This window comes from Pseudarthrobacter sp. AB1 (assembly GCF_014926485.1).
Taxonomy (GTDB): Bacteria; Actinomycetota; Actinomycetes; order Actinomycetales; family Micrococcaceae; genus Arthrobacter.
The window spans coordinates 17,800-40,451 of sequence record NZ_PZKO01000044.1 but is presented as its reverse complement, the minus strand read 5'-3'; the positions used below and the strand labels follow the sequence as shown (position 1 = coordinate 40,451).

Genomic DNA, 22,652 nt, shown 5'->3' with positions numbered 1-22,652 from the left:
CTTTTTCAAACGCGGAGAGCTCACGATTTGTAGGGACCATGCCTCCATGCTCCCGCGGAATCAGGCCACGGTCGATATCGCCCTGGACCAACATCTTGCGCCACCTGCGGAACGTCCAGTCGGAAATGGACTTCGAGGCAAGCCACTCCTTCCTGGTCCCGTGCGGCTGCAAATAATACTCATGCATGAACTCACGGATCTCTTCACGCGTAAAACCCTTGTTATCAACGGGCACCGCCGGCTCCTTCAATCAACAGCTAATGAATGACTCACAACCAGCTTGACGAAGAGGGAGCGTTGCCGAGAAACCGGCGATAAGTGAGAGAGCGTTGCCCAAAACCTGCATCACGTGAGAGAGCGTTCCCCAAAAACTCGCAGGAAGTGAGAGAGCGTTCGAGCCGGACAGCGGTCTTTCGCGTAGGAGCGCATCGCGGCGCATCGGGAACCGGAGGTTCGCCTATGCGTCGTGTCTAAGCGACGGCGAAGGGCCGCTGTCCGGCGGACTTAACCGGGCGATCCGCGGACAGGCTAGCGCTCGCGCTGCGGGTCTCCGGCTACGGTTTTGGCGGCCTCGACTTCGAGCATCAGCGTGCCGTCTTCGTCTACGAGCCGCGCCTGATACACATGGGGTTTGCGCTTGTAGCTAAGGTAGGCGATGCAGCCGTTCGCGGCGGCCATCTTCTCGAGCATGATCTCCGAGCCCGGCACCAGGAGCTGGCCCAGTGTGAGGCCCACGGTATTCTCCTGGCCCACTTCATCGCCCAGGGCGGTGGTGCTGCGCGCGGCGATGGCCTGGGTAGCGCACACCCAGCGGCCCCAGACGCCTTTGCTCTGCAGCAGGCTGGGCTGCTGGTTCATGGGGACTGTGGCGGCGAAATAGCGGGTGTCGAAGCGGCGGTGCGCGAAGTCGGGGCTGCGCCAGTTGACGAGCGGCTTCAGGAGGTCGGTCCGCAGCGAGAGTCCCCGCTTGGCGAGCAGCTCCGTGAAGGTCTTTTCCTGGTCGGCGACCGCCACGCGCGCACGCATCCAGTCGTGGGTTGACGTGCCTTCAACCGTGGTGGACATGTCCGGCCCGGCGAGGAGCACGCCGGTTTCCTCAAACAGTTCGCGGATGGCGCCCACCACGTGGCGGCGCGCCAGCCCGACGTCGTCCGTCCCCATCTGCTCGGCCCAATGCTGGGGTGAGGGGCCCAGCCAGCTGACGGCGTCGTCGTCGGACGCTTCCAGGGAACCTCCGGGAAAGGCGAGGACGCCCAACGGCGAGGAGCCGGGCCGGTAACCCAGCCACGTCTCCAGGCCGGTGGGCGAGTCCCGCAGCAGCACCACGGACGATGCGTAGCGGGCGGCACGCGGGGTGCGCTCGCCGTGTTCGAGCCAGCTTTGGGCAGCCCCTTCAAGATCCGGAGGAAGGGCAAACAAGCGTCGGGCGAGCTGAGGCAATTGAGTGAACCGGGTCCTTAGCTGAATTCAGCGATCAGTTCGACCTCTACGGGAGAGTCGAGCGGAAGGACCGACACGCCGACGGCGGAGCGGGCGTGCTTGCCGGCGTCACCAAAGACCTGGCCGAGGAGCTCGGACGCACCGTTGATGACGCCAGGCTGTCCCGTGAAGGCCGGATCGGAGGACACGAAGCCCACCACCTTGACGATGCGGGTGATGCGGTCCAGATCGCCGATGACGCTCTTGATGGCCGCCAGCGCGTTGATGGCGCAGACAGCGGCGTAGGCCTTGGCGTCCTCAGGGGACACGGTGGGCTCGTCGGAGTGGCCTTCCGTGCCGGTGGAGACCTTGCCGGTTGCTTCGAGTTTGCCATTAATAAACGGCAGCTGGCCGGAGGTGTAAACATGGCTGCCGGTGATGACGGCCGGGACGTAGGCGGCTACGGGCGCGGCCACCTCGGGGAGGGTCAGTCCCAGCTCGGCGAGGCGCTGCTCGACGGCGGAAACCGGGGCTGATTCAGACGCGTTTTCCGGCGTGGATACAGGGCCGGACGTGGTCTCTGCGGGGGTGCTCATGGCTACTGCTTCTCCCTCTTGAGGTAGGCAACCAGGCCATTGCCGTCCGGTCCGGTGATTACCTGGACGAGCTCCCAGCCGTCCTCTCCCCACTGATCCAGGATCTGCTTGGTGGCGTGAATAATGAGCGGAATCGTGGCGTACTCCCATTTGGTCATGAGAGAAAGACTAGTCGTTGCCGGTAAAGTGGAAAACATGGTGACTCGTAAGAACCCCATTTTCGACACGGCCACTACCCTCGGAAAGATCTTTGGCTTCCTTGGTGTGAGCGCTATTTGTGGTGTCCTGGTGGCGGGCCTGCTTGTCCCGGCGGCCGCTGTTTCGGGCAGCGCGGCAAGCGGCTCCATCGAGTTCTTCGATACCCTCCCGGCAGAGCTGCAGGTGGACCCGCCCAGCCAGTCCACCCGGATCCTCGCCGCGGACGGCAGCCTGATCGCGAACCTGTATGAGGAAAACCGGACCAAGGTTGCCCTCGACCAGATCTCGCCGTTCATGAAAAAAGCCATCATCGCTGTCGAGGACAGCCGGTTCTACGAGCATGGCGGTGTGGACACCACCGGCATTCTCCGCGCCGTGGTCAGCACAGCCCGTGGCAACAAGCAGGGTGCCTCCACCATCACCCAGCAGTATGTGAACAACGTGCTCAACGCCAACCTCGCCGCCGAGGGAAACACCGCGGACATCAAGCTCAACGGTGTAAACAAGGGCGTCGGAGACAAGCTTCGCGAAATGAAGCTCGCGATCGCCTTGGAGAAGGAATTCTCCAAGGAGCAGATCCTAGAGGGTTACCTCAACATTGTCTTCTTCAACCGTGACGCCTACGGCATCGAGGCTGCGTCCAAATTCTTCTTCAGCACCACGGCCAAAGATCTGACCCTCCCGCAGGCAGCACTCCTTGCAGGCCTTGTGAACAGCCCGTCGGCCTTCGACCCGATCACCAACCCGGAGAACGCCAAGGAGCGTCGCGACCTGGTGCTGGGCCTGATGCTGAACCAGGAAAAGATCACCCAGGCCGACCACGACGCCGCCGTGGCCACACCGGTTGAGCCGAAGGTCACGCCGTCGCGCCAGGGCTGCGCCTACGCCACCACGGCGCCCTATTTCTGCGACTATGTGCTTCACCTGCTGCTGAACAACCCGGCCTATGGTGCGGACGTCAAAGAGCGCGAACAAAAGATCTTCCGCGGCGGCCTGACCATCACCACCACGCTGGACGTCAACGCGCAGAACGTTGCCCAAGCTGAGTCAGACGCGGCAGCCGGCGCCAACCCGGACAACTGGGGCGCGTCCATCGTTTCTGTACAGCCCAACACCGGCAAGATCCTGAACATGGCGCAGAACACCTCGTTCCTGCCAACCGAGGGCAAGTTCAACCAGACGCAGAACTTCAACGTGGACAAACGGGACAAGGACGGCAACGACCTGAACGGCCTGGGCGGATTCCAGCCCGGCTCCACCATGAAGCCCTTCACGTTCGCCGAATGGCTGAACGAGGGCAAGTCCATGAACACCAACGTCAACGCCGCCACCCGCACGTACCCGCAGAGCTTCCCCTGGAAGAACACCTGCCCGGAACCCACAGTGGGCTGGTACGACGCCAGGATTCCCGGCAGCTTCGACCTGCAGAACTCCGATGACGGCTACTACCGGAACATGACCGTCCTGTACGGCCTGCAGAACTCGATCAACACGGCCACCTTCGCCTCCGCGGCGCAGGTTGACCTCTGCGGCATCCAGAAGATCGTGGATGCGGTCGGAATCCACGGTGGCCTGCCGGTGGGTGACAACTTCAATCCGCCGGTCAAGATGACGACTCTGGCCAACCTGATCGGCTCAACGCAGACGGCCCCACTAACGATGGCCTCCGCGTTTGCCACATTCGCCAACGACGGAAAGTACTGCGAGCCCATCGCCATCACCTCTGTCTCGGACCAGACCGGCGCGCAGCTCCCGGCCCAGGCCACGAGCTGCCGCGATGCCGTCAAACCGGAGGTTGCCCGGGGCGTGGCATATGCCATGCAGAAGGTCCTTGATGAGGGTTCAGGATCGCTCATCAAGCCGCGACTCTCCACCAAAACCAACTTCCCGGTGGCTGCCAAGACCGGCACCAATGACACCAACGGCTCCACCTGGGTGGTCGGTTACACCACCGGTGTGGCCACCGCGGCGTGGTTCGGTGACCCGCTGGGTGACCAGCTCCGGCCCGGCCGGAACCTGACGGTCAACGGAGAGTTCTACAAGGCGATCGACGGTTACATGATCGCCGGGCCCATGTTCTCCAAGTACATGGCCCAGGTCGCTCCGGCGTACGGCACTAATGCGTTCACGGCGCCGCCCACCAACATGGTGAACGGAACGCCTGCCCGGACCACTCCGTCAACGCAGGCCACCGCGCCCGCCACGGCCCCGGCCACGGAGCCGTCTGCCCCGCCGACACCGAATCCCGCACCGAGCAATAACGAGAAGAAGAACTAGACTCCCATGGCAGTCAGCCCAGCATTGGCCAGCCGCGTCCGGAACATCGGACGCGGCTTTGCCGTCACCGCCGGCACGGGCGCTGCGGCGGGTCTCGCAGCCTTCGGATACGGGCTGTGGGAGAAGAACCAGTTCGTCCTGCGCGAGGAGACGCTGCCCATCCTGCCCGCAGGCCACGAGCCCTTCCGCGTCCTGCACCTGAGCGACATCCACTTCGTGCCGGGCCAGGACACCAAGGCACGCTGGCTTGAGTCGCTGGCGTCGCTGGAACCGGACCTGGTGGTCAACACCGGGGACAATCTCAGCCATGTCAAAGCCGTGGAGCCCCTGCTCAAGGCCCTGCGCCCGCTCCTGGAATTTCCCGGCGTATTCGTCCCCGGGTCCAACGACTACTTCGGTCCGAGCTTCAAAAACCCCGCATCATACCTGCTGGGCCCATCCAAAGCCAAGCCCAAACCCATCGAACTGGATTGGCCGCGGCTGCGGTCCGGCTTCGGCATGGGCGGCTGGGTGGATCTCACCAACAGGCACCAATCGGTGGTGTTGAAACGGATCCGGTTCGACTTTTCCGGTGTGGACGATCCGCACCTGGGCCGGGAACGCTACGCGGGCTGGCCCCGCGGCACCCGGGACCAGGACCAGAACGCGCACCTCCGGGTTGCGGTCATCCATGCCCCCTACCAGCGGGTCCTGGACCACTTCACGCAGGACGGCGCTGACCTGCTGCTGGCGGGCCACACCCATGGCGGGCAGCTCTGCATCCCCGGCTACGGCGCCCTGGTAGCCAACTGCGACCTCCCCACATGGCGGGCAAAGGGACTCAACAATTGGGAAAGCAACGGACGCACGACGCCGGTCAACGTCTCCGGCGGCATCGGCACCTCCCGGTTCGCTCCCATCCGCATCGCATGCAAACCCGAGGCTGTCCTGCTGACGCTGACCTCCCCCGAATAGCCCGGTTGCTCTATCACTTCGAGTCGCTAACGGGCTCGAATGGCAACCGGAAGTGATAGAGCAACCAGGGAGGGAACGTGTGAAGTTACTCACGCCATGGCATAGGGTAGTTGCTAAGGGAAACTACATTCGATTTAGAGCTTGAGAAGCGGGCATGGCCAAGCAGACCTCATTTTTCAGATCCATCAGCCGCCTTTATCCTCACGTTAGGCCAATTATCCCCCGGCTGGTGATGGGGCTGCTCTGCGCGCTCCTGGCCAGCCTTGTCGCGTTGACCATCCCGCAGGTGCTGCGGGTTCTCGTGAACGAGTCACTTACCCCCGGCGGCGCGTCGGACGCCGTCTGGACTGCCGCCGTCGTCATCCTTGTCCTGGGCATCGCGGAAGCGGGACTCGTGGCCCTCCGCCGGCAGTTTGTGATTAACCCGGCCACCACCGTTGAAACCCGGATGAGGGTCTCGATGTACGGGCACCTGCAGGACCTGACCGTGTCCTTCCACGACCGCTGGGGCTCCGGCCAACTGCTGTCGCGCGCCATGACGGACCTGAACTTCCTGCGCCGCTGGATGGCGTTCGGTGCCATCATGCTGGTGGTCACCACGCTCACGGTGGTCATCGGCATTGTGGTCATGTTCTCCATGAGCTGGCAGCTGGCCCTGATCTTCCTGGCCGCGGCGGTGCCAATCATGGCCTACGGTTTCCGGTTCCGGACCCGCTTCAGCAAGGTGGCGCGCCGGAGCCAGGACCAGGCCGGCGACCTCGCCACCACGGTGGAGGAATCCGTCCACGGCATCCGCGTCCTGAAGGCCTTCGGCCGCAGCCGCGAGGCCCTGGAGAACTTCAACGAGCAGGCCCAGGAACTCCGCCAGACCGAGATCGTGAAGGCGAAGCACCAGGCGACGTTCACCCTGGTAGTCACCCTGCTGCCGGAACTCGCGCTCGGCTCCGGGCTGGTGGTGGGCGTGTTGCTCTGCGCCAGTGGCCAGCTGAGCATCGGCGCGCTGGTGGCGTTCTTCGCCACCGCCGCCGTCATCGCGGCTCCCGTTGAATTCTCCGGCATGCTGCTGGCCATGGCACTCACCGCCAAATCCGCCGTCGACCGCCACTTCGAGGTCATGGATTCGGTCAACACCATCACCAGTCCCCCGGAGCCGCGCACCCCCTCGCAGCTGAAGGGCGCACTCAGCTTCAACAATGCCACGTTCGCGTTCGAGGACGCACCGGACAAACCGATCCTCACGAACATCAACCTGGACGTCCAGCCGGGCGAAACCATGGCACTGGTGGGCATCACGGGCAGCGGCAAGAGCGCTCTGGTCCAGCTGGTCCCGCGCCTCTACGACGTTACCGACGGCTCCATCACCATTGACCGCGTGGACCTGCGCGAGTTCGACGTCGATGACCTCCGGCGCGTGGTGGGCGTCGCGTTCGAGGACACCACGTTGTTCTCCAATTCGGTCCGCGACAATGTGCTCCTCGGGGCACCGGACCGCAGCGAGGAAGCCCTGGACGAAGCCCTGGATGTGGCGCAGGCCCACTTCGCATACTCCCTGCCGGAGGGCGTGGACACGCTCATCGGCGAGGAGGGCCTGAGCCTCTCCGGCGGGCAGCGGCAGAGGATTGCCCTGGCGCGGGCCATCGCGGCACGGCCCCGGGTCCTGGTGCTGGACGACCCCCTGTCCGCCCTGGACGTGCACACCGAGGAGCTTGTGGAAACCCGGCTCCGCGCGGTCCTGAAGGACACCACCACGCTGATCGTCGCGCACCGCCCGTCCACCGTGGCGCTGGCGGACCGGGTGGCGCTGCTCAAGGACGGCCGGATTGCCGCCGTCGGAACCCACACGGAACTGCTGGCGCACAACCCCCATTACCGCTACGTCATCGCCAGCCTGGACCAGGAACCCCGGGACCTGGACTCGGAGCTGTCCGAGCTTGAGGACGAGACAAAGGACAGCATACTTTGAGCAACGCAACCTTCGGCACCGCCAATGAGGACAACACCCACCTCAGCAAGGCGGACAGCAAAACAGTACGACGGCGGTCGCTCGCCCTTTTGGCCACACTGATCCGTGCGGTGCGGCTCAGGTTCTGGCTGACCATCGCCACAGTGGTCCTGTCCCAGGCCGCGCGCGTGGCCGGGCCGGCCCTGATCGCTTTCGGCATCGACCACGCGCTCCCGGCACTGCAGGCAGGCGACAACCTCCCGCTGGTGTTCACCGGCGTCGCCTATCTGCTCGCGGCTATCGCGACGGCGGGACTCACCGCCCTCTACGTCACCTCCACTGCGCGGCTCAGCCAGGCCATGCTGCTGGACCTGCGGGTCCGGGTCTTCCGGCACACCCAGCGACTGAGCCTGGAGTTCCACGAAAAGTACACGTCCGGCCGGATCATCGCCCGTCAGACCTCGGACCTGGAGGCGCTGCGGGAACTCCTCGATTCCGGTGTCAGCTCCCTCGCCTCGGGCCTGCTGTTTATGGCCTTCACAGCGGTTACGGTATTTGCCCTGGACTGGCGCAGTGGGCTGATTGTGCTGGCGGCGGGCGTCCCCATGTACTTCCTGTCGCGCTGGTACCAGAAGCACTCCCAGATCGCGTTTCGCGAGTCCCGGGTGGTCTCCGCCCGGCTGATTGTGCACTTTGTGGAAACCATGACCGGGATCCGCGCGGTGAAGGCCTTCCGCAAGGAGACCGAGAACGCCCGGAAGTACGGCCAGCTGTCCGAGGACTACCGGCTGGTCACCGTGCGCTCCATCAACCTCAACGGCATTTTCCAGCCCGGCCTGGTGCTGATCGGCAACGTCTGCGTGGCCGTGGTGCTGTTGTTCGGCGGGTTCCGTGTCCTTGGCGGGGACCTCGCCGTGGGCGTGCTGCTGGCGCTGATGCTTTCCACCAAGCGCTTTTTCCAGCCGGTGGACCAGATGGCCATGTTCTACAACTCGTTCCAGAGTGCCCAGGCGGCCTTGGAGAAGGTCTCCGGCCTGCTGGAAGAGGTTCCCACGGTCCGGCCGCCCAAGAACCCCGTGGCGCTCCGCGATGCCCGGGGCACCATCGACTTCAGGGGTGTGGAGTTCGGCTACGGCGACGGCCCGGTCATCATTCCCACCATGGACCTGCACATCCCCGCAGGCCAGACCGTGGCCCTGGTGGGGCAGACCGGTGCTGGAAAATCCACGCTGGCCAAGCTGATCGCCCGATTCTACGACGTCTCTTCCGGCTCCCTGACCCTGGACGGTGTGGACCTGCGCAGCCTGACCAGCACGGACCTGCGCCGGAACATCGTGATGGTCACCCAGGAGGCGTTCCTGTTCAGCGGCTCCGTGGCGGACAACATTGCCCTGGGCCGGCCGGAGGCAACCCGGGCGGAAATCGAGGACGCTGCCCGGGCCGTGGGCGCCCATGACTTCATTACCGAACTCCCCGAAGGTTATGACACGGATGTCAACAAGCGCGGCGGCCGGGTGTCCTCCGGGCAACGGCAGCTGATCAGTTTCGCCAGGGCGTTCCTTGCCCGGCCGGCGGTGCTGATCCTGGACGAGGCCACCTCATCCCTGGATATCCCCTCCGAGCGGCTCGTCCAGCGCGGCCTGGCTCGCCTTCTGCGGGCAACGTCCGACGCCGGCACTTCCGCAGGTGCGCCGGGCTCAGCTGCTGCGGATGGCTCAGTGGGTGCCGGCTCAGCCGCGGCCGGGTCTGCTGCTGCCGGCGGCGGCCGGACAGCACTGATCATCGCGCACCGCCTCTCCACCGTTGAAACTGCCGACCGCGTCCTGGTGGTCCACGACGGCCGCGTGGTCGAGGACGGGACTCCTGCAGAACTCATCGGCGGCGGCGGACGCTTCGCAGACCTCCATGGCGCCTGGAAGGACTCCCTGGTCTGACCCGCGCTGTCGGGCTTTTCCAGCGTCGGGATCTCCCAGCGGCCGCCGATTTCGCATCCGGGCCTGGCGTCGGCTATCCTTGTAAAGTTGCTTTTGCAGCGGATCGGGATGTGGCGCAGCTTGGTAGCGCGCGTCGTTCGGGACGACGAGGTCGCAGGTTCAAATCCTGTCATCCCGACCAATTGAAAGAGGGTCTCCCCCCAGGGGAGGCCCTCTTTTGCATCTCCCGGAGGTCACGTGCCAAGACAAAGAAATAGCCCCGAGGCATGATGACCATGCCCCGGGGCCGCGCCTCCTGAGAGGATTTCTTACATCGGGTCGGGCCAGTTACCTACCCTGGTGATGGTGTATGTTGCGCCGTCGGCCTTGGCCTTGTCCTTGACGGGCTTGGACATGGGATCGGGCCAGTTGCCAACGGCCACAGACACGCGGGTGGTATCGGCGATGGAACCTGCCGACAGGACAGCCGGGGCCGCCGCAGAAAATGCCAAGGCCGCAGCGAGTACGCCAGCGGCCGCAATCTTCTTCAACATATAAGTTCCTCAATACGAGTCGGATTCGTTACAAAGTCAGCACAGTCCTTGTTGACATACATTGTAAAATGTTTTCCACAGGGACTGTCAAGCATTGCGTACAAAGTCTGTCCAGAATTAGGAGGAAACCCGTGGGCAACGGATTCGGGGAGAAGCTCCGCGCGGAGCGTCTCGAACGTGGGCTGACACAGGCTGAACTGGGCAAGGACCTGTATTCCCCCAGTTATATCTCCCTCCTCGAAACCGGCCGCCGTGAGCCGACGGCCGAAGTGATCGAAGAACTCGCCCGCAGGCTGGAGCTTGCGCCCAAGGCGCTGGAAGCCTGGAGCCAGCCCATCACCGTCAGCGACGCCGAATACGTCCTGGCCGGCCTCTACGCGCGCCAGGCCTGGGACCTCAGGGACTACCCGCTGGCGGCCACCCACGCAGCCAACGCAGCCCAGATAGCCCTGGAGGGCAGGAATACCAGCGCGTGGTGGAACATGACCTACATGCAGGCCGAATGCCTGATCAAACAGGGCAACTGGCAGGAATGCCAAAAGATCATGCAGCACCTCCTGGAGCACCCGATGGCCACCGAGTCTGCCGGTCTGGCCGTCCGCGCCCGCCAGATGCTCGCCGCTATCTGCCAGGGACAGGGCCAGCTGAGCACCGCCGTGGAGCATGCACTGGCGGCCGTCCAACTTTGTGGCCAACTGCCCAACGGTGCCACCCTGATCATCGGCGCCTACCGGGCGCTGATCGGTGCACTGGCGGAAAGCGGCCGCCTGGACGAGGCCTGGAAGTACTGCCAGGCCATGAATGACGAGATGGACGAGCACTCAATGTCCCAGCTCGCCGGCGAGGTTGCCTGGGTGATCGGCAACGTGGCCTTTATGCGGCACGATTACCCAGAGGGCATCAAGTACCACGAGCGCGCCGCCCGGATGCTGTCGCCCGCCAATGACATCGATCTCTGGGCCCGTTTCAACAAAGCTTCTGCCGCCGTCCGGCTGTCCTCCGGAATCGTTGAACCGGAAACACTTTCCAGCATCGAGCGCGCCGAGCTGGCCCTGTCCATTGTGGGCGGCAACAAGAGCGACCAGCTCGAAGTTGCGTTCATCCGCGCCCGCTGGCTGTATCTCACCGGCGACATCGTGGCTGCTATCAACAAACTCCGGGAAATCCACGAGGAATCCGGTGCGCTGGCCAAGCACACGGCAGGGGAAGTTTCACTCCTGCTGGGCAAATCGCTAAAGGCTGCCGGCGAGTCGGACGAAGCACTGGTCTACCTCGAAGAGGCACAGAAGGCCTTCAGTGCCGCGGGAGCCTCGGACCGAGTCCAGCAGTCACTGGACGCGGTCCTCGAAATCAGGCTCGCCCAGCAGAGAGCCGCAGCAGCAGCGAAAGCCGTCAAAGCAAGCTAGGACGGGCCCGGCGCGAGGCCGGGCCCGGTAAAAGTGTTCTAGGAGAACGTTCTGCCCGTGATCTTTTCGTAGGCCTCGACGTAGCGGCTGCGCGTGCGGGCCACAACGTCTGCCGGCAGGGCGGGCGGTGCCGCGTCGGAGTTCTTGTCCCAGCCCGATTCGGCCGACGTCAGCCAGTCGCGTACATACTGCTTGTCGTACGAGGGCTGCGCCTTCCCCGGCTCATACGTGGCCGCATCCCAGAAACGCGAGGAATCCGGTGTCAGGACCTCGTCACCCAGGGTGATGGTCCCGGACACGGCGTCGTAGCCGAATTCCACCTTGGTATCGGCCAGGATGATGCCGCGTTCGCGGGCGATCTTCTCGGCGCCGGTGTAGATCTTCAGGGTCAGCTCGCTGAGGCGTGCGGCGATGTCATCCCCCACCATGGCCACAACGTCGTTGTAGGAGATGTTCTCGTCGTGCTCGCCCACCTCGGCCTTCGCGGACGGTGTGAAGATGGCCTGTTCCAGTCGGGATCCGTCCACCAGGCCCGGCGGCAGCGGAATCTCGCAGACCGTCCCCTTGGCCTTGTACTCCAGCAGTCCGGTGCCGGTGAGGTAGCCGCGGGCGATGCATTCCACCGGGAACATGTCCAGCTTCCGGCAGATCATTGCGCGGCCTTCCACGGCCGCCGGCACGCCGTCTTCCACCGTGGATGCCAGCACATGGTGGACCACGTCAAGCTGGTCGAACCACCACAGGCTCAACTGCGTGAGGATGCGGCCCTTGTCCGGGATTTCGCTGGCCAGCACGTGGTCGTAGGCGCTGATGCGGTCGCTTGCCACCACCAGGACACAGTCCTGGCCCACCTGCTGGCGGATGGCTTCGTCCGCCGGTTCGTAGAGGTCGCGGACTTTGCCGGAGTAAACGTGCGTCCAGCCCGGCAGGTCCAAGGTTTCGGTGCTGAAGCCGCGCGGCTTCTGTGGTTCCTGGGCGGAGTTCTCAGTCATGTTTATACCTTCGACTTCGTGACGGGGAGCGCTCCGGTGGCGTTGGACGCAACCTTTATCTCGCCGCGGGCAGCCTTGCGGCCGATGTCCGTCCGGAACTGGGCGCCTTCCAGCTGAACCAGCTCCACGCCGTCGTACGCCCGTTCCCGGGCCTCCACCAGGTCGCTGCCGAGGGCAACAACGGCGAGCACCCGGCCGCCGGCCGAGATAACCTTGCCGTCGTCGTCGAGCGCGGTGCCCGCGTGGATCACGTGCACGCCGTCGAGCTCATCCACTTTCTTGAGTCCGCGGATACGGTCACCGGTGCGCGGGGAGTCCGGGTAGTTTTCGGACGCGACGACGACGGCGACGGCCGTCTCCTTGGACCAGCGCAGCTCCTCTGCCTTGTCCAGTCCGCCCTTGGCGGCTGCCAGCAGCAGCGCACCGAGGGGGGTTTTGAGCCGGGCCAGCACGGCCTGCGTCTCGGGGTCGCCGAAACGGACGTTGAATTCAATGACACGGGTTCCGCGCGTGGTCAGCGCGAGACCAACAAACAGCACACCCACGAACGGCGTGCCGCGGTTCGCCATCTCATTGACCGTGGGCTGGGCCACCCGGTCGATGACCTCCTGGACCAGTCCGGCGGGGGCCCATTCCAGCGGGGTGTATGCGCCCATGCCGCCGGTATTGGGGCCTTCATCGTTGTCGAAGATGCGCTTGAAGTCCTGGGCCGGGGACAGGGCGACTGTGTTGCGGCCGTCGCACAGGACAAAGACAGAGACCTCGGGGCCGTCGAGAAATTCCTCGATCACCACGGTGCCGGCGGCATCGAAGCACGTCTGCGCATGGGCCAAGGCTTCGTCGCGGTTGTTGGTTACCACGACGCCCTTGCCGGCTGCGAGGCCGTCGTCCTTGACCACGTAGGGGGCGCCGAAGGTGTCCAGGGCCGCGGCCGCTTCCCCGGCGTTGGTGGCCACCATCGCCATGGCTGTGGGCACTCCGGCTTCGGCCATGACCTCCTTGGCGAATGCCTTGGAGGCTTCCAGCTGGGCCGCGGCCTTGCTGGGGCCAAAGACCGGAATGCCGGCGTCGCGGACGGCGTCGGATACCCCAGCCGCCAGCGGTGCCTCGGGGCCAACCACCACGAGGTCCACGCCGAGCTTGGTGGCAAGCGCCGCTACGGCGTCGGGATCATTCCCGTCAATGTTGTGGGTGGGGACCAGCTTGCTGATGCCGGCGTTGCCGGGAGCTGCATGGACCTCGGAAACGTTGGGGTCAGCGAGCAGGGAGCGGACAATGGCGTGTTCGCGGCCTCCAGGGCCAATGACGAGTACCTTCACAGTCCCCAAGGGTACTTTGTGCACCCTGCCCTTTCCTAAGGGGGTGTTCCTAAGCTGTGTCCCCGCCCGGCCATCCGCGCGGCCCGGCGCAACGAATGCAAGGCATGAAGAAACTTCTGAAGTGGCTCAAGGGTCCCGCCGCAATGGCTGCGCTGGCAGGCGTAGCGGCTGCCGCCGTAGTACTTTCCGTTGCGGAGCTGATCGGAGCGTTCTTTACGGCCCGGGCAACCCCGGTGATCGCGCTGGGGTCCACTTTCATCGACTTCACACCGCCATGGATGAAGGACTTTGCCATTGCCACGTTCGGCACGAATGACAAGGCCGCGCTGTTCGTGGGGATGGGCCTGACCATATTCCTGTTGGCCTGCGTGCTGGGCGTTGTGGCCTACCGCAAGTGGGCGCTGGGTGTTGCCGGTGTGCTGCTGATGGGCGCGGTGATCGTGGCCAGCGTGGTGACGCGGGCCAGCGTGAAGCCGCTGGAGGCCATCCCTACAGTGCTGGGCACGGTGGCCGGACTGATAGTGCTGCGGTTGCTGATCGCCCCCCTCTGGCGCCTGAAGTCCTGGCCTGAGGCACCTGCCGACACCGGCGCCGAGGAGCCTGACCGTCCTGCCACCAGCCGCCGCCGTTTCTTCGCCGCCGCCGGGATCACTGTGGTCGGCGCCGGCATTGCGGCCACAGGCGGACGCCTGCTCAGTGCCGCCCGCAGCAACATCTCCAAGGCCCGCGAGGCCCTGCAGCTGCCCACACCGGCAAAAGCCGCCGCGGCTGTGCCCGCCGGAGTCCAGTCCCCCGCTGCCGGCGTCACACCCTGGGTCACACCGAACGGGGACTTCTACCGGATCGACACCGCCCTCAGTGTCCCCGAAATCAACGCCGATGACTGGGAGCTCCGCGTGCATGGGCTGGTGGAGCAAGAGGTCCGCCTCACGTTCCAGGACCTGCTCGACGCCGACCTGATCGAATCGCATGTGACCCTCACCTGTGTGTCCAATCCCGTGGGCGGAAACCTCGCCGGGAACGCGCGCTGGCTAGGCCTTCCGATTCGCGAGGTCCTCAAACGGGCACGGCCCAAGGACGGCGCGGACATGGTGCTGTCGACGTCAATCGATGGCTTCAGCGCCTCCACGCCGCTGGAGGTCCTGCAGGATGACCGCGACGCCATGTTGGCGATCGGCATGAACGGCGAGCCGCTGCCGCTGGAGCACGGCTATCCGGTGCGCATGGTGGTGCCCGGGCTGTACGGCTTTGTCTCCGCCACGAAGTGGGTGGTGGACCTGGAAGTGACGCGGTTCGCGGACAGCAAGGCCTACTGGACCCAGCGCGGCTGGTCCGAGCGAGGCCCCATCAAGACCATGGCCCGGGTTGAAGTCCCGAAGTCCTTCGCCAAGGTCCCAGCCGGCCGCCTGGCAATCGGCGGCACGGCCTGGGCGCAGACCCGCGGCATCACCAAGGTGGAAGTCCAGATCGACAACGACCCCTGGGCCGAGGCCATCCTGTCCACCGAGGCGTCCCTCATCACGTGGCGGCAGTGGTCCTTCGACTGGGAAGCCACACCCGGACCGCACTACATCAAGGTCCGCGCCACCGACGGAACGGGCGAGGTCCAGACCGATCAGCGCGCCGATCCGGTACCAGACGGCGCCTCCGGCTGGCAGTCCGTCATGGTCACCGTGGAGTAGCCCGGCATTCGACGATTCCGCCCCTAGACTGGCAATATGCCGCACAACCCGCATGCCACGTTCACCGTGGACTCCGCCGTCGAACTCGCTGTTGTTGAACGAAGCGGTTTTGTGGAGTCCCGGCACATCGGCTCCGCCGTCGTACTGTCCGCCGACGGGTCCGTCGTCACCGAACTCGGCGACATACTGACTCCCCTGTACGCACGGTCCGCGCTCAAACCACTGCAGGCCCTGGCATCCATGCAGTCCGGAGTCCCGTTGCGCGGCGCGCAGGTGGCGTTGGCCTGCGGCAGCCACGTGGGCTCCCTGGACCATATGGATGTGGTGGAGGGCATGCTCAAGGCCGCCGGCGTCCGGGAGGACCAGCTCCAGTGCCCCGCCGCCTGGCCCCAGGACGAGACAGCCCGCAACTGGCTGGTGCGTTCCGAGCGGGGTAAGTCCAGGCTCGCCTTCAACTGCTCCGGAAAACACGCCGCCTTCCTGTGGGCCTGCACGGAAAACGGCTGGGACACCCACAGCTACCTCGAGCCGAACCATCCCCTGCAGCAACGCGTCCGCAGCGTGATCGAGGAATACAGCGGCGAGCGCATCGCCCACCTGGGCATTGACGGGTGCGGCGCCCCCGTTGCCGCTATTTCGCTGACCGGACTGGCCCGCGCATTCTCGATGCTGGCCAAGGCCCCGGGCGACAAGAACTCCAACGCCCGCGCCGCCACCATCGCCACGTCCATGCTCGACTACCCGTGGGCCGTCCAGGGCCGCGGCCAGGCCAACACCATCGTGATGGACGAACTCGGCATCATCGCCAAGATCGGCGCAGAGGGAGTCCTGGCCATGGCCACACCCCAGGGAGTGTCCGTGGCCATCAAGATGCTCGACGGGAACCTGCGCGCCACGTCACTGGTGGGCCTGACCCTCCTCGCCGCGGTTGGCGCCGTGGATATCCCCGGCGTCTCCAGCGTTCTGGAGAAAGTGGTGGATCCGGTGATGGGCGGCGGCCACCCGGTGGGCAAGATCCGGCTGGGTCCGGCCGTCTCCGCGCTCTTGGACTGACATGGCCGTAGCACGCCGTCGGATCGGCATTGAAGAAGGCACTGCGGCACTGGCCGCATGGCAGGAAGCCGCCGCGTCGCCGTCGGACGTTCCACTCCCCCGCAACGTCACGGCCACGGCCGTGCGGTACACGCTGGAGGAGGTGACCGCGCGGGCCCCGGGGAATTCGGTGGAGGTGCGGGTGCCACCGTTCGGAGTCACCCAGTGCGTCGAGGGGCCGAGGCACACCCGCGGAACCCCGCCCAACGTGATCGAGTGCGACGCCGCCACCTGGCTGGGCATGGTGACCGGCCGGTTGAGCTGGACGGACGCTGTCGCGGCCAGCAGGGTGTCCGCCTCCGGTCTGCGCGCGGACCTCTCAGCGCTGCTGCCCCTTTAGCCCTCAAGTTTTTGTCCACTTATTGGCCGGTCCAGCCGATTTTGAGCGGGTTATCTGCCCAAAAAACTCTCAACGCAGCCAGCCCTGTTTGCGGAGCGCCTGCTTCACTCGGGATACCACCCAGCCCGCGCCGTGGGACATGTCAATTCTGTTGATCTTCACCTGCCGCCACCCGGAGTCGGCCACCCGCTGGTCGCGGTAGGCGTCCAATGCCTGCTGTTCTGGCTTCAAATGGTGCATGCCCTCGTACTCGATGCACGTCCTGAACCGGGCGCAGCCGAGATCCGTCCACACTGGCCGGCCAAGGATGTCGTCAACGGGGAAGTTCGGCAGGAACTCCGGCAGCCCGGCGTCGTCCAGCATCAGCCGGAGCACAGTTTCCGGGGGCGAATCGACGCCGACGCGCAGGTATTCGAGCGCAATCCTGGCCTTGCGTACACCATGGACGCCGTTGGCATTGGCTACGAATACCCGGAGCTCGGGCAGGGGAACCATAGCTACCTTTGGCACCCCAAACGTCCTGGTGTGCTCGCTGACGATCGCATCGCCGGCCACAATGAGGTCATCCAGAGGCAGGACAGACCCCAGGTCCACCCAGGTCCTCGCGGGTGAGGTCAACAGCAGCCCATCGACGCTGATGAGGTCACCGTCGCGGATCCGGAGCCGGTGCCCGGCAACGCCCCTCCGCCGAGGCAGCGTCCCAGCGTTACGGCGCGAAAGGTGAAGGAAGCGGCCGGGCTCGCGAAAATGAGGACCGCTTTTCTTACCCCAAGGAACAGGTTCGACGACGGCGGTCACCGGGCCGCCGTCGTCGGGCCTGAACTGGGCCCAAAGCGGGAGGGGAACGCCGAGGACTTCCGCTGCCGTCAGCAGGCTTGCGAAGGTTTCCCCATCCAACTGGGTGTGGGACCTTGCCAGTGCATGGAGACTGTGCGCACCGGATTTGGGCACACGGATCCCGCGGCTTGGCAGGTGCAGGTCGTCTCCAAGCAGGCGTTTCGCGGGGATGCCGGCCAAGACGGCCTCGGTCAGGGTAAACGGCCTCGCGCCGATCTCTTCCGGTAGTGGCTGCCGTCTGCTCATAGTCCCATTGAGACACCGATGGTGCAGCAGTATTGAGTTATCCACAGGGCAACCTCCCCACCTCGGAGTTTTTGTCCAGATAATCGGGCCCAAGGGTCAGATTTGGGGATTACCTGAACAAAAACTCGGGCGGCGGGTCAGTCAGTCCGACAGCGTCAGCAGCCTGCCAAGGGCGCTTGCCTGCAGGCTGTCCAGGATGTCCCGGGGCCCGGCATAGACCTCGGCCGCACCGGCCGCCCGCAACTCAGCGGCGCTGGTCCCCCCGCAGGTGACGCCGATGGCGGGGATACCCAACGCTGCGGCGGCCTGCATGTCCCAGACCGCGTCACCTACGTAGACGGCGTCTGCCGCAGCCACACCAACAGCTTCCAGTGCTGCCACCAGGATGTCCGGCGCCGGCTTGCTTGCCTTCGCATCGTCGGCGCTGGTGGCGGCATGGATGAACGAGTCCGCACCGAGGGTCCTGCGGTTGGCCGCCAGATCCTGCGTTCGGGCCGATGATGCCAGGGCGACGGCGAGTCCCCCGGCGTGGCACTGGGCCAGCAACTCCTTGGCGCCGTCCAATGGACGCAGCGACGGCCAGCTCTGTGCGAACACCGCCGCATGGCTGGCCAGGATGTCGTCATCTGCCTCCCGGTCCCGGCCAGCAGGAAGGAGGGTCTCCACCAGTCGCGCTCCGCCCATCCCTACACAGCGGTGAATGGCGGCCATGGGGACATCATGCTGGTGCTGGCGGAAGGCCTGCCACCACGCAAGCGTGTGGATATACGCTGAGTCCACCAAGGTCCCGTCCACGTCAAAAAGGACACCCCGCTCTCTGCCGCGGACCAGGGCATGGCTCTGGGTGATCATCACCCAGCCACAGCGCGAGCGGCCCCGGACAGCTTCCTGCCGCGGGCAGCGCTATCCTTCGACGCCGACGCGGCGCCAGTCCGGACCCGGATGACTGCTCCGGCACCGTTGCCGCTGCGGTCCCTGATCAGGCCGGTGCCGGCAATCTCGCGGGCCATCCCAATGCCGGCCACCGCGGCATTCTTGGTGGGAAAGGTCACGGAGATTGCCATCAGGTTCCCGGAACCGTCCAGCATCCGTACCCTGTAGCCGCCGTCGGGCGCATCCACCAGCTCAAAATGTCCGGCCATTACAACCACCCCTCGTTCAGTCACGGCGCTGTGCCTTTTGGGAGCGTTCCGCGATTCTAGTAAGTATACTTACCTTCCTTCCGGAGGTGAAGACCGGGCCGGGCGTCAACCCGTCATTGCCCCGGTTTTTCGGCCTCCGGTGGAATAGGTGCGTCACTGCGGCGAACTGTACCCTGATGAAGCTCAAGAGCGCTTGTCACAAGCGCGAAGTGACTGAAGGCCTGGGGCGTATTGCCCAACTGCCGGCCGGCCCGGACACCCCATTCCTCGCTGAGAAGACCCACGTCGTTGCGCAGTTCCAGGAGGCGTTCGAAGAGTTCGGTGGACTCCTCGGTGCGTCCCGCGCCCAGCAGGGCCTCCACCAACCAGAAGGAGCACGCCAGGAACACTCCCTCGCCTCCCGGGAGGCCGTCGTCGCTGTCGGCGGGACGGTAGCGCAACACAAAACCGTCTTCGGTCAGCTCCCGCTGGATGGCGTCAATGGTCCCCAGCACGCGGGGATCATCCGGCGGCAGGAAGCCCACCCGGGGGATCAGCAGGAGGCTGGCGTCAAGTTCAGGCCTCCCGTACGACTGCACGAAGGTGTTGCGGGCAGGGTCGAAGCCGTTGGCCATGACGTCCCGGTGGATGTTGCCGCGCAGTGCCTCCCAGCGTTCCACGGGGCCGGGCAGACCGAAATCACGGACGCCCTTGACCATCCGGTCCGCGGCCACCCAGGCCATCACCTTCGAATGCGTGAAATGGCGCCGCGGCCCGCGCATCTCCCAGAGTCCGTTGTCCGGCTGGTCCCAGATGGTCTCCAGATGCTGCATCAGGGCCACCTGAACGTCCCAGGATTCATCCGCGTGTTTGAGCAGGGAAGTCCTGGTCAGCGCAAGGCAATCGAGCACCTCCCCCCAGACGTCCAGCTGAAGCTGCTCCGCGGCGCCGTTCCCGGTCCGTACCGGTTTCGAATTCTCGTACCCGGCAAGCCATGGCAGTTCTATCTCCGGAAGCCTGCGTTCGCCGTGGATGCCGTACATGATCTGCAGGTCGGCCGGATCGCCTGCCACAGCGCGGAGCAGCCAATCGCGCCAAGCAGCGGCCTCGGCGGTGTAGCCGGCGGCGAGGAGGGCCTGCAAGGTCATAGCGGCGTCCCGCAGCCAACAATAGCGGTAGTCCCAGTTGCGGGGGCCGCCGAGCTGTTCCGGCAGGGACGTGGTGACGGCGGCCACGATGCCTCCGGTGGGGGCGTAAGTCAGCGCTTTCAGTGTCACCAGCGAACGGACCACGGCGTCCTGGTACTTTCCTTGCACTGTGCACTGGGACGCCCAGCCGCGCCAGTAGGCCAAAGTGGTGCGCAGCACTTTCTCGGCATCTACGTTGTGCGGGCGGGGAACATGGCTGGGCGCCCACGTCAGGACAAAGGGAACGCGCTGCCCCGCGTGGACGGTGAAGTCGCTGACGGAGTGCATATTCTCGCCGAGAAGGGGGGCCTCGGTGACAAAGTAGACGGAGTCGGGCCCGGCGACAGCATGCAGGCCGTGCTTGTCGCGGCGCACCCAGGGGATGATGTGCCCGTAATCGAACCTCAGCGCCAGTTCGCCATGCATTCTCACGCTTCCGCTTACGCCCTCCACGATCCGCACGATGTCCGCAACTTCATCGCGCGGCGGCATGAAGTCAATAACCCTGACAGTGCCGTCTGCGGTCTCCCATTCCGTTTCCAGGACCAGGGTCCCCTCCCGGTAACTTCGCCTGGTGCACGTGCCGCCGCCCGCCGGCGCCAGAAGCCAGCGTCCTGCCTCCGGCGTATCCAGGAGGGCGTTAAAACATGCCGGGGAGTCGAAGCGCGGCAGGCAAAGCCAGTCGATGGAGCCCTCGGTGCTGACGAGGGCGCCGGTGTGGAGATCGCCAACAACTGCATAGTCTTCGATGAGCGCCATTCCCATACCCTGCCACAAGGACGGTCCCCTCCCGGGAAAGCGGTCAATGAAAGCGCAAAGTACAGCGGTGTAGCCTGAAGCGACGGCCGGTCCACACACACCGGAGGCATCATGGATCATCCTTCATCCCTGCGGGTCAGCTGACGGTGGCTGTACATATCGGCACGTCCGGCTGGAGCTACGGAGCGTATTGGCCGCTGCTGGCACGAGCTGGGCGACAAACGGGCTGTCCTGTTGGTTCAACTGCTTCCACAGCTGGAACGCGATGATGCCCGGCTGGATTACTTTCTCGCCGCCCTCCCGTGGTGGATCCGGGTGACCGTGGAATTCCGGCATACCAGCTGGGACCATCCGGCGGTGTACGCCCTGCTGGAACGGCACCAGGCCGCTTACTGCATCATGAGCGGCGCCAATCTGCCGTGTATCCTCCGCGCCACAGCGCCCTTCGTCTACCTCCGTCTGCACGGCCCTGACCATCAGTACCTGTACGGCGGTTCCTACTCCGATACGGACCTGCAATGGTGGGCGGACCGGATCCGCGAATGGTCCGCGGCCGGCAAGGACGTTTATGTCTATTTCAATAACGACGGCGGCGGGAACGCCGTGCGGAACGCCGGCACCCTCCGCCGACTCCTTGGTGAGGGCTGAGTGAGGCTGACGTCACGCACGACGGCGGGACCGCCCGACGTGCCCGGCGCGTGGCTGCGCTGTGGCAGAGTGGAGGCATGGACAGGGCTCCTCAGAATTCACCGCAGAACACTCCGCATGCCGCACCACTGTCCGGCACCCAGCTTTTCCGCCTGGCGCACCGGATCTCAGACGTCGTCAACGGCGTCCGCGTCCGGCTCGCCAGGCGCTGGAATTTCACGCCACAGACCATTGCGTACCAGGGCTACGGTTCTTCCGGCTGGGTACGCGTGCTGGGCCGCGTCATGCTCACCAGCATTCCTGTACCAGGCAGCAAGGCCGAGCACGCAGCCCGAAACGGTACGCAAAACGTCCGCGGCTGGCGGGCCTTCACCAGCGTCCCGGTGCAGTTGGTCGAGGTGGAAATCACCATCGGCGGGGTCACCACCCGGGTCCGGGCAGACCGGGGCGGCCTCGTCGACACAGTGGTGGACGTGCAGCTCCCGCCCGGCTGGCACACCGCCATCCTGCGGGCCGACGGGACCGAACCCGTGGAGACGCTGATCCAAGTGATTGATGCCGAGGCCAAGTTCGGCATTGTGTCGGACATCGACGACACCGTCATGGTCACCGCCCTGCCCCGGCCGTTCCTGGCACTGTGGAACACATTTGTCCTCAGCGAACGGGCCCGGATGGCCACGCCGGGGATGGCCGTCCTGCTGGACCGCCTCACCCTTGAACACCCGGACGCGCCGGTCATCTATCTGTCCACGGGTCCGTGGAATGCCGCCCCCACCCTGGCACGGTTCCTAAGCCGGAACATGTATCCCTCCGGCGCCCTCCTGCTCACCGACTGGGGTCTGACCCAGGACCGCTGGTTCCGCAGCGGGCAGGAGCACAAGCACCGCAACCTGGAGCGCCTCGCGAAGGAATTTCCGGATATGCGCTGGCTCCTGATCGGCGACAACGGCCAGCACGACGAGCAGATTTATTCAGGCTTTGCCCAGGAAAACGCCGACAAAGTAGCCGCCATCGCCATCCGGCAGCTCTCCGTCAGCGAGTCCGTCTTCGCCGGCGGGCACTCCGAGGACGGCGACCACACCACCTCGGTGGTGCCCTGGATCTATTCGCCGGACGGCGCCGGGATGGCCAAACAGCTCAAGGTCCTGGACCTTCTCTAGGCCCGCCAGG

At 65.3% G+C, this 22,652-nt stretch carries 19 protein-coding genes, 1 tRNA gene and 2 pseudogenes; 11 read left to right on the top strand and 11 right to left on the bottom strand.

The features are described 5' to 3' along the window. The 4 genes and pseudogenes from DAD99_RS21715 to DAD99_RS11780 all read right to left on the bottom strand — a co-directional run. Positions 1–235 (bottom strand): annotated as a pseudogene (locus tag DAD99_RS21715) (hypothetical protein); the annotation flags it as partial. Between the two features lie 293 nt (positions 236–528). Then, the gene (locus DAD99_RS11790) at positions 529–1,440 is read right to left on the bottom strand and encodes an NUDIX hydrolase (RefSeq protein WP_193341680.1); all 912 of its coding nucleotides are present in this window, start codon (positions 1,438–1,440) and stop codon (positions 529–531) included. 17 nt (positions 1,441–1,457) lie between these two features. Continuing rightward, positions 1,458–2,015 carry a RidA family protein gene (locus tag DAD99_RS11785; protein ID WP_193341679.1) on the bottom strand — a complete coding sequence of 186 codons (558 nt, stop codon included), beginning with the start codon at positions 2,013–2,015 and terminating at the stop codon, positions 1,458–1,460. Between the two features lie 2 nt (positions 2,016–2,017). After that, complete coding sequence (locus DAD99_RS11780; RefSeq protein WP_099093395.1) at positions 2,018–2,173, bottom strand: DUF4177 domain-containing protein; 156 nt, start codon at positions 2,171–2,173, stop codon at positions 2,018–2,020. A 37-nt stretch (positions 2,174–2,210) separates the two neighbouring features. On the opposite strand from DAD99_RS11780, the gene DAD99_RS11775 reads away from it, so the two are divergent. The 5 genes from DAD99_RS11775 to DAD99_RS11755 all read left to right on the top strand — a co-directional run bounded on the left by DAD99_RS11775 (position 2,211) and on the right by DAD99_RS11755 (position 9,501). Continuing rightward, positions 2,211–4,490 carry a transglycosylase domain-containing protein gene (locus DAD99_RS11775; RefSeq protein ID WP_193341678.1) on the top strand — a complete coding sequence of 760 codons (2,280 nt, stop codon included), beginning with the start codon at positions 2,211–2,213 and terminating at the stop codon, positions 4,488–4,490. A gap of 6 nt (positions 4,491–4,496) precedes the next feature. Then, positions 4,497–5,444, top strand: coding sequence for a metallophosphoesterase (locus tag DAD99_RS11770; RefSeq protein ID WP_185261569.1), 948 nt, complete (start codon positions 4,497–4,499; stop codon positions 5,442–5,444). A 154-nt stretch (positions 5,445–5,598) separates the two neighbouring features. Beyond that, positions 5,599–7,407, top strand: a complete 1,809-nt coding sequence (locus DAD99_RS11765) for an ABC transporter ATP-binding protein (RefSeq protein ID WP_193341677.1) — start codon at positions 5,599–5,601, stop codon at positions 7,405–7,407. Beyond that, positions 7,404–9,320 carry an ABC transporter ATP-binding protein gene (locus tag DAD99_RS11760; RefSeq protein ID WP_193341676.1) on the top strand — a complete coding sequence of 639 codons (1,917 nt, stop codon included), beginning with the start codon at positions 7,404–7,406 and terminating at the stop codon, positions 9,318–9,320. Before DAD99_RS11765 ends, DAD99_RS11760 begins: the two co-directional genes overlap by 4 nt. A gap of 104 nt (positions 9,321–9,424) precedes the next feature. Next, positions 9,425–9,501, top strand: a tRNA-Pro gene (locus DAD99_RS11755). A 127-nt stretch (positions 9,502–9,628) separates the two neighbouring features. On the opposite strand, the gene DAD99_RS11750 is transcribed toward DAD99_RS11755, so the two are convergent. Next, positions 9,629–9,853, bottom strand: coding sequence for a hypothetical protein (locus DAD99_RS11750; RefSeq protein ID WP_193341675.1), 225 nt, complete (start codon positions 9,851–9,853; stop codon positions 9,629–9,631). A gap of 131 nt (positions 9,854–9,984) precedes the next feature. Here DAD99_RS11750 and DAD99_RS11745 point away from each other — a divergent pair, with 131 nt between their 5' ends. Next, a complete protein-coding gene (locus DAD99_RS11745) occupies positions 9,985–11,259 on the top strand; it encodes a helix-turn-helix transcriptional regulator (protein ID WP_185261572.1) in 1,275 nt (424 codons plus the stop codon). Positions 11,260–11,297: 38 nt separating this feature from the next. On the opposite strand, the gene DAD99_RS11740 is transcribed toward DAD99_RS11745, so the two are convergent. Next, positions 11,298–12,251, bottom strand: a complete 954-nt coding sequence (locus DAD99_RS11740; protein ID WP_193341674.1) for a phosphoribosylaminoimidazolesuccinocarboxamide synthase — start codon at positions 12,249–12,251, stop codon at positions 11,298–11,300. A 2-nt stretch (positions 12,252–12,253) separates the two neighbouring features. After that, on the bottom strand, positions 12,254–13,570 hold the full coding sequence (purD, locus tag DAD99_RS11735; protein WP_193341687.1) for a phosphoribosylamine--glycine ligase: 1,317 nt from the start codon (positions 13,568–13,570) through the stop codon (positions 12,254–12,256). A gap of 104 nt (positions 13,571–13,674) precedes the next feature. Between purD and DAD99_RS11730 the strand changes: the two genes are divergently transcribed. The 3 genes from DAD99_RS11730 to DAD99_RS11720 are packed head-to-tail and all read left to right on the top strand — an operon-like array spanning position 13,675 to position 16,684. Next, a complete protein-coding gene (locus tag DAD99_RS11730) occupies positions 13,675–15,252 on the top strand; it encodes a molybdopterin-dependent oxidoreductase (RefSeq protein ID WP_193341673.1) in 1,578 nt (525 codons plus the stop codon). 36 nt (positions 15,253–15,288) lie between these two features. Next, the gene (locus DAD99_RS11725; protein WP_185261576.1) at positions 15,289–16,305 is read left to right on the top strand and encodes an asparaginase; all 1,017 of its coding nucleotides are present in this window, start codon (positions 15,289–15,291) and stop codon (positions 16,303–16,305) included. 1 nt (position 16,306) lies between these two features. Continuing rightward, positions 16,307–16,684: a sterol carrier family protein gene (locus tag DAD99_RS11720; RefSeq protein ID WP_185261577.1), complete on the top strand. Its 378-nt coding sequence runs from the start codon at positions 16,307–16,309 to the stop codon at positions 16,682–16,684. A 69-nt stretch (positions 16,685–16,753) separates the two neighbouring features. Here DAD99_RS11720 and DAD99_RS21710 read toward each other — a convergent pair whose 3' ends face one another. The 4 genes from DAD99_RS21710 to DAD99_RS11700 all read right to left on the bottom strand — a co-directional run bounded on the left by DAD99_RS21710 (position 16,754) and on the right by DAD99_RS11700 (position 20,834). Beyond that, positions 16,754–17,767, bottom strand: coding sequence for a hypothetical protein (locus tag DAD99_RS21710; protein ID WP_227007945.1), 1,014 nt, complete (start codon positions 17,765–17,767; stop codon positions 16,754–16,756). A gap of 141 nt (positions 17,768–17,908) precedes the next feature. After that, a complete protein-coding gene (locus tag DAD99_RS11710) occupies positions 17,909–18,619 on the bottom strand; it encodes an HAD family hydrolase (RefSeq protein ID WP_193341672.1) in 711 nt (236 codons plus the stop codon). Further along, on the bottom strand, positions 18,619–18,909 hold the full coding sequence (locus DAD99_RS11705; RefSeq protein ID WP_185263841.1) for a hypothetical protein: 291 nt from the start codon (positions 18,907–18,909) through the stop codon (positions 18,619–18,621). Before DAD99_RS11705 ends, DAD99_RS11710 begins: the two co-directional genes overlap by 1 nt. 113 nt (positions 18,910–19,022) lie before the next feature. Continuing rightward, positions 19,023–20,834 carry a glycoside hydrolase family 15 protein gene (locus DAD99_RS11700; protein ID WP_193341671.1) on the bottom strand — a complete coding sequence of 604 codons (1,812 nt, stop codon included), beginning with the start codon at positions 20,832–20,834 and terminating at the stop codon, positions 19,023–19,025. Between the two features lie 183 nt (positions 20,835–21,017). On the opposite strand from DAD99_RS11700, the pseudogene DAD99_RS11695 reads away from it, so the two are divergent. Together DAD99_RS11695 and DAD99_RS11690 are read left to right on the top strand one after the other, a co-directional pair. Then, positions 21,018–21,482 (top strand): annotated as a pseudogene (locus DAD99_RS11695) (DUF72 domain-containing protein); the annotation flags it as partial. A 77-nt stretch (positions 21,483–21,559) separates the two neighbouring features. Then, positions 21,560–22,642: an App1 family protein gene (locus DAD99_RS11690; RefSeq protein ID WP_193341670.1), complete on the top strand. Its 1,083-nt coding sequence runs from the start codon at positions 21,560–21,562 to the stop codon at positions 22,640–22,642. The last annotated feature ends 10 nt before the right edge of the window (positions 22,643–22,652 follow it).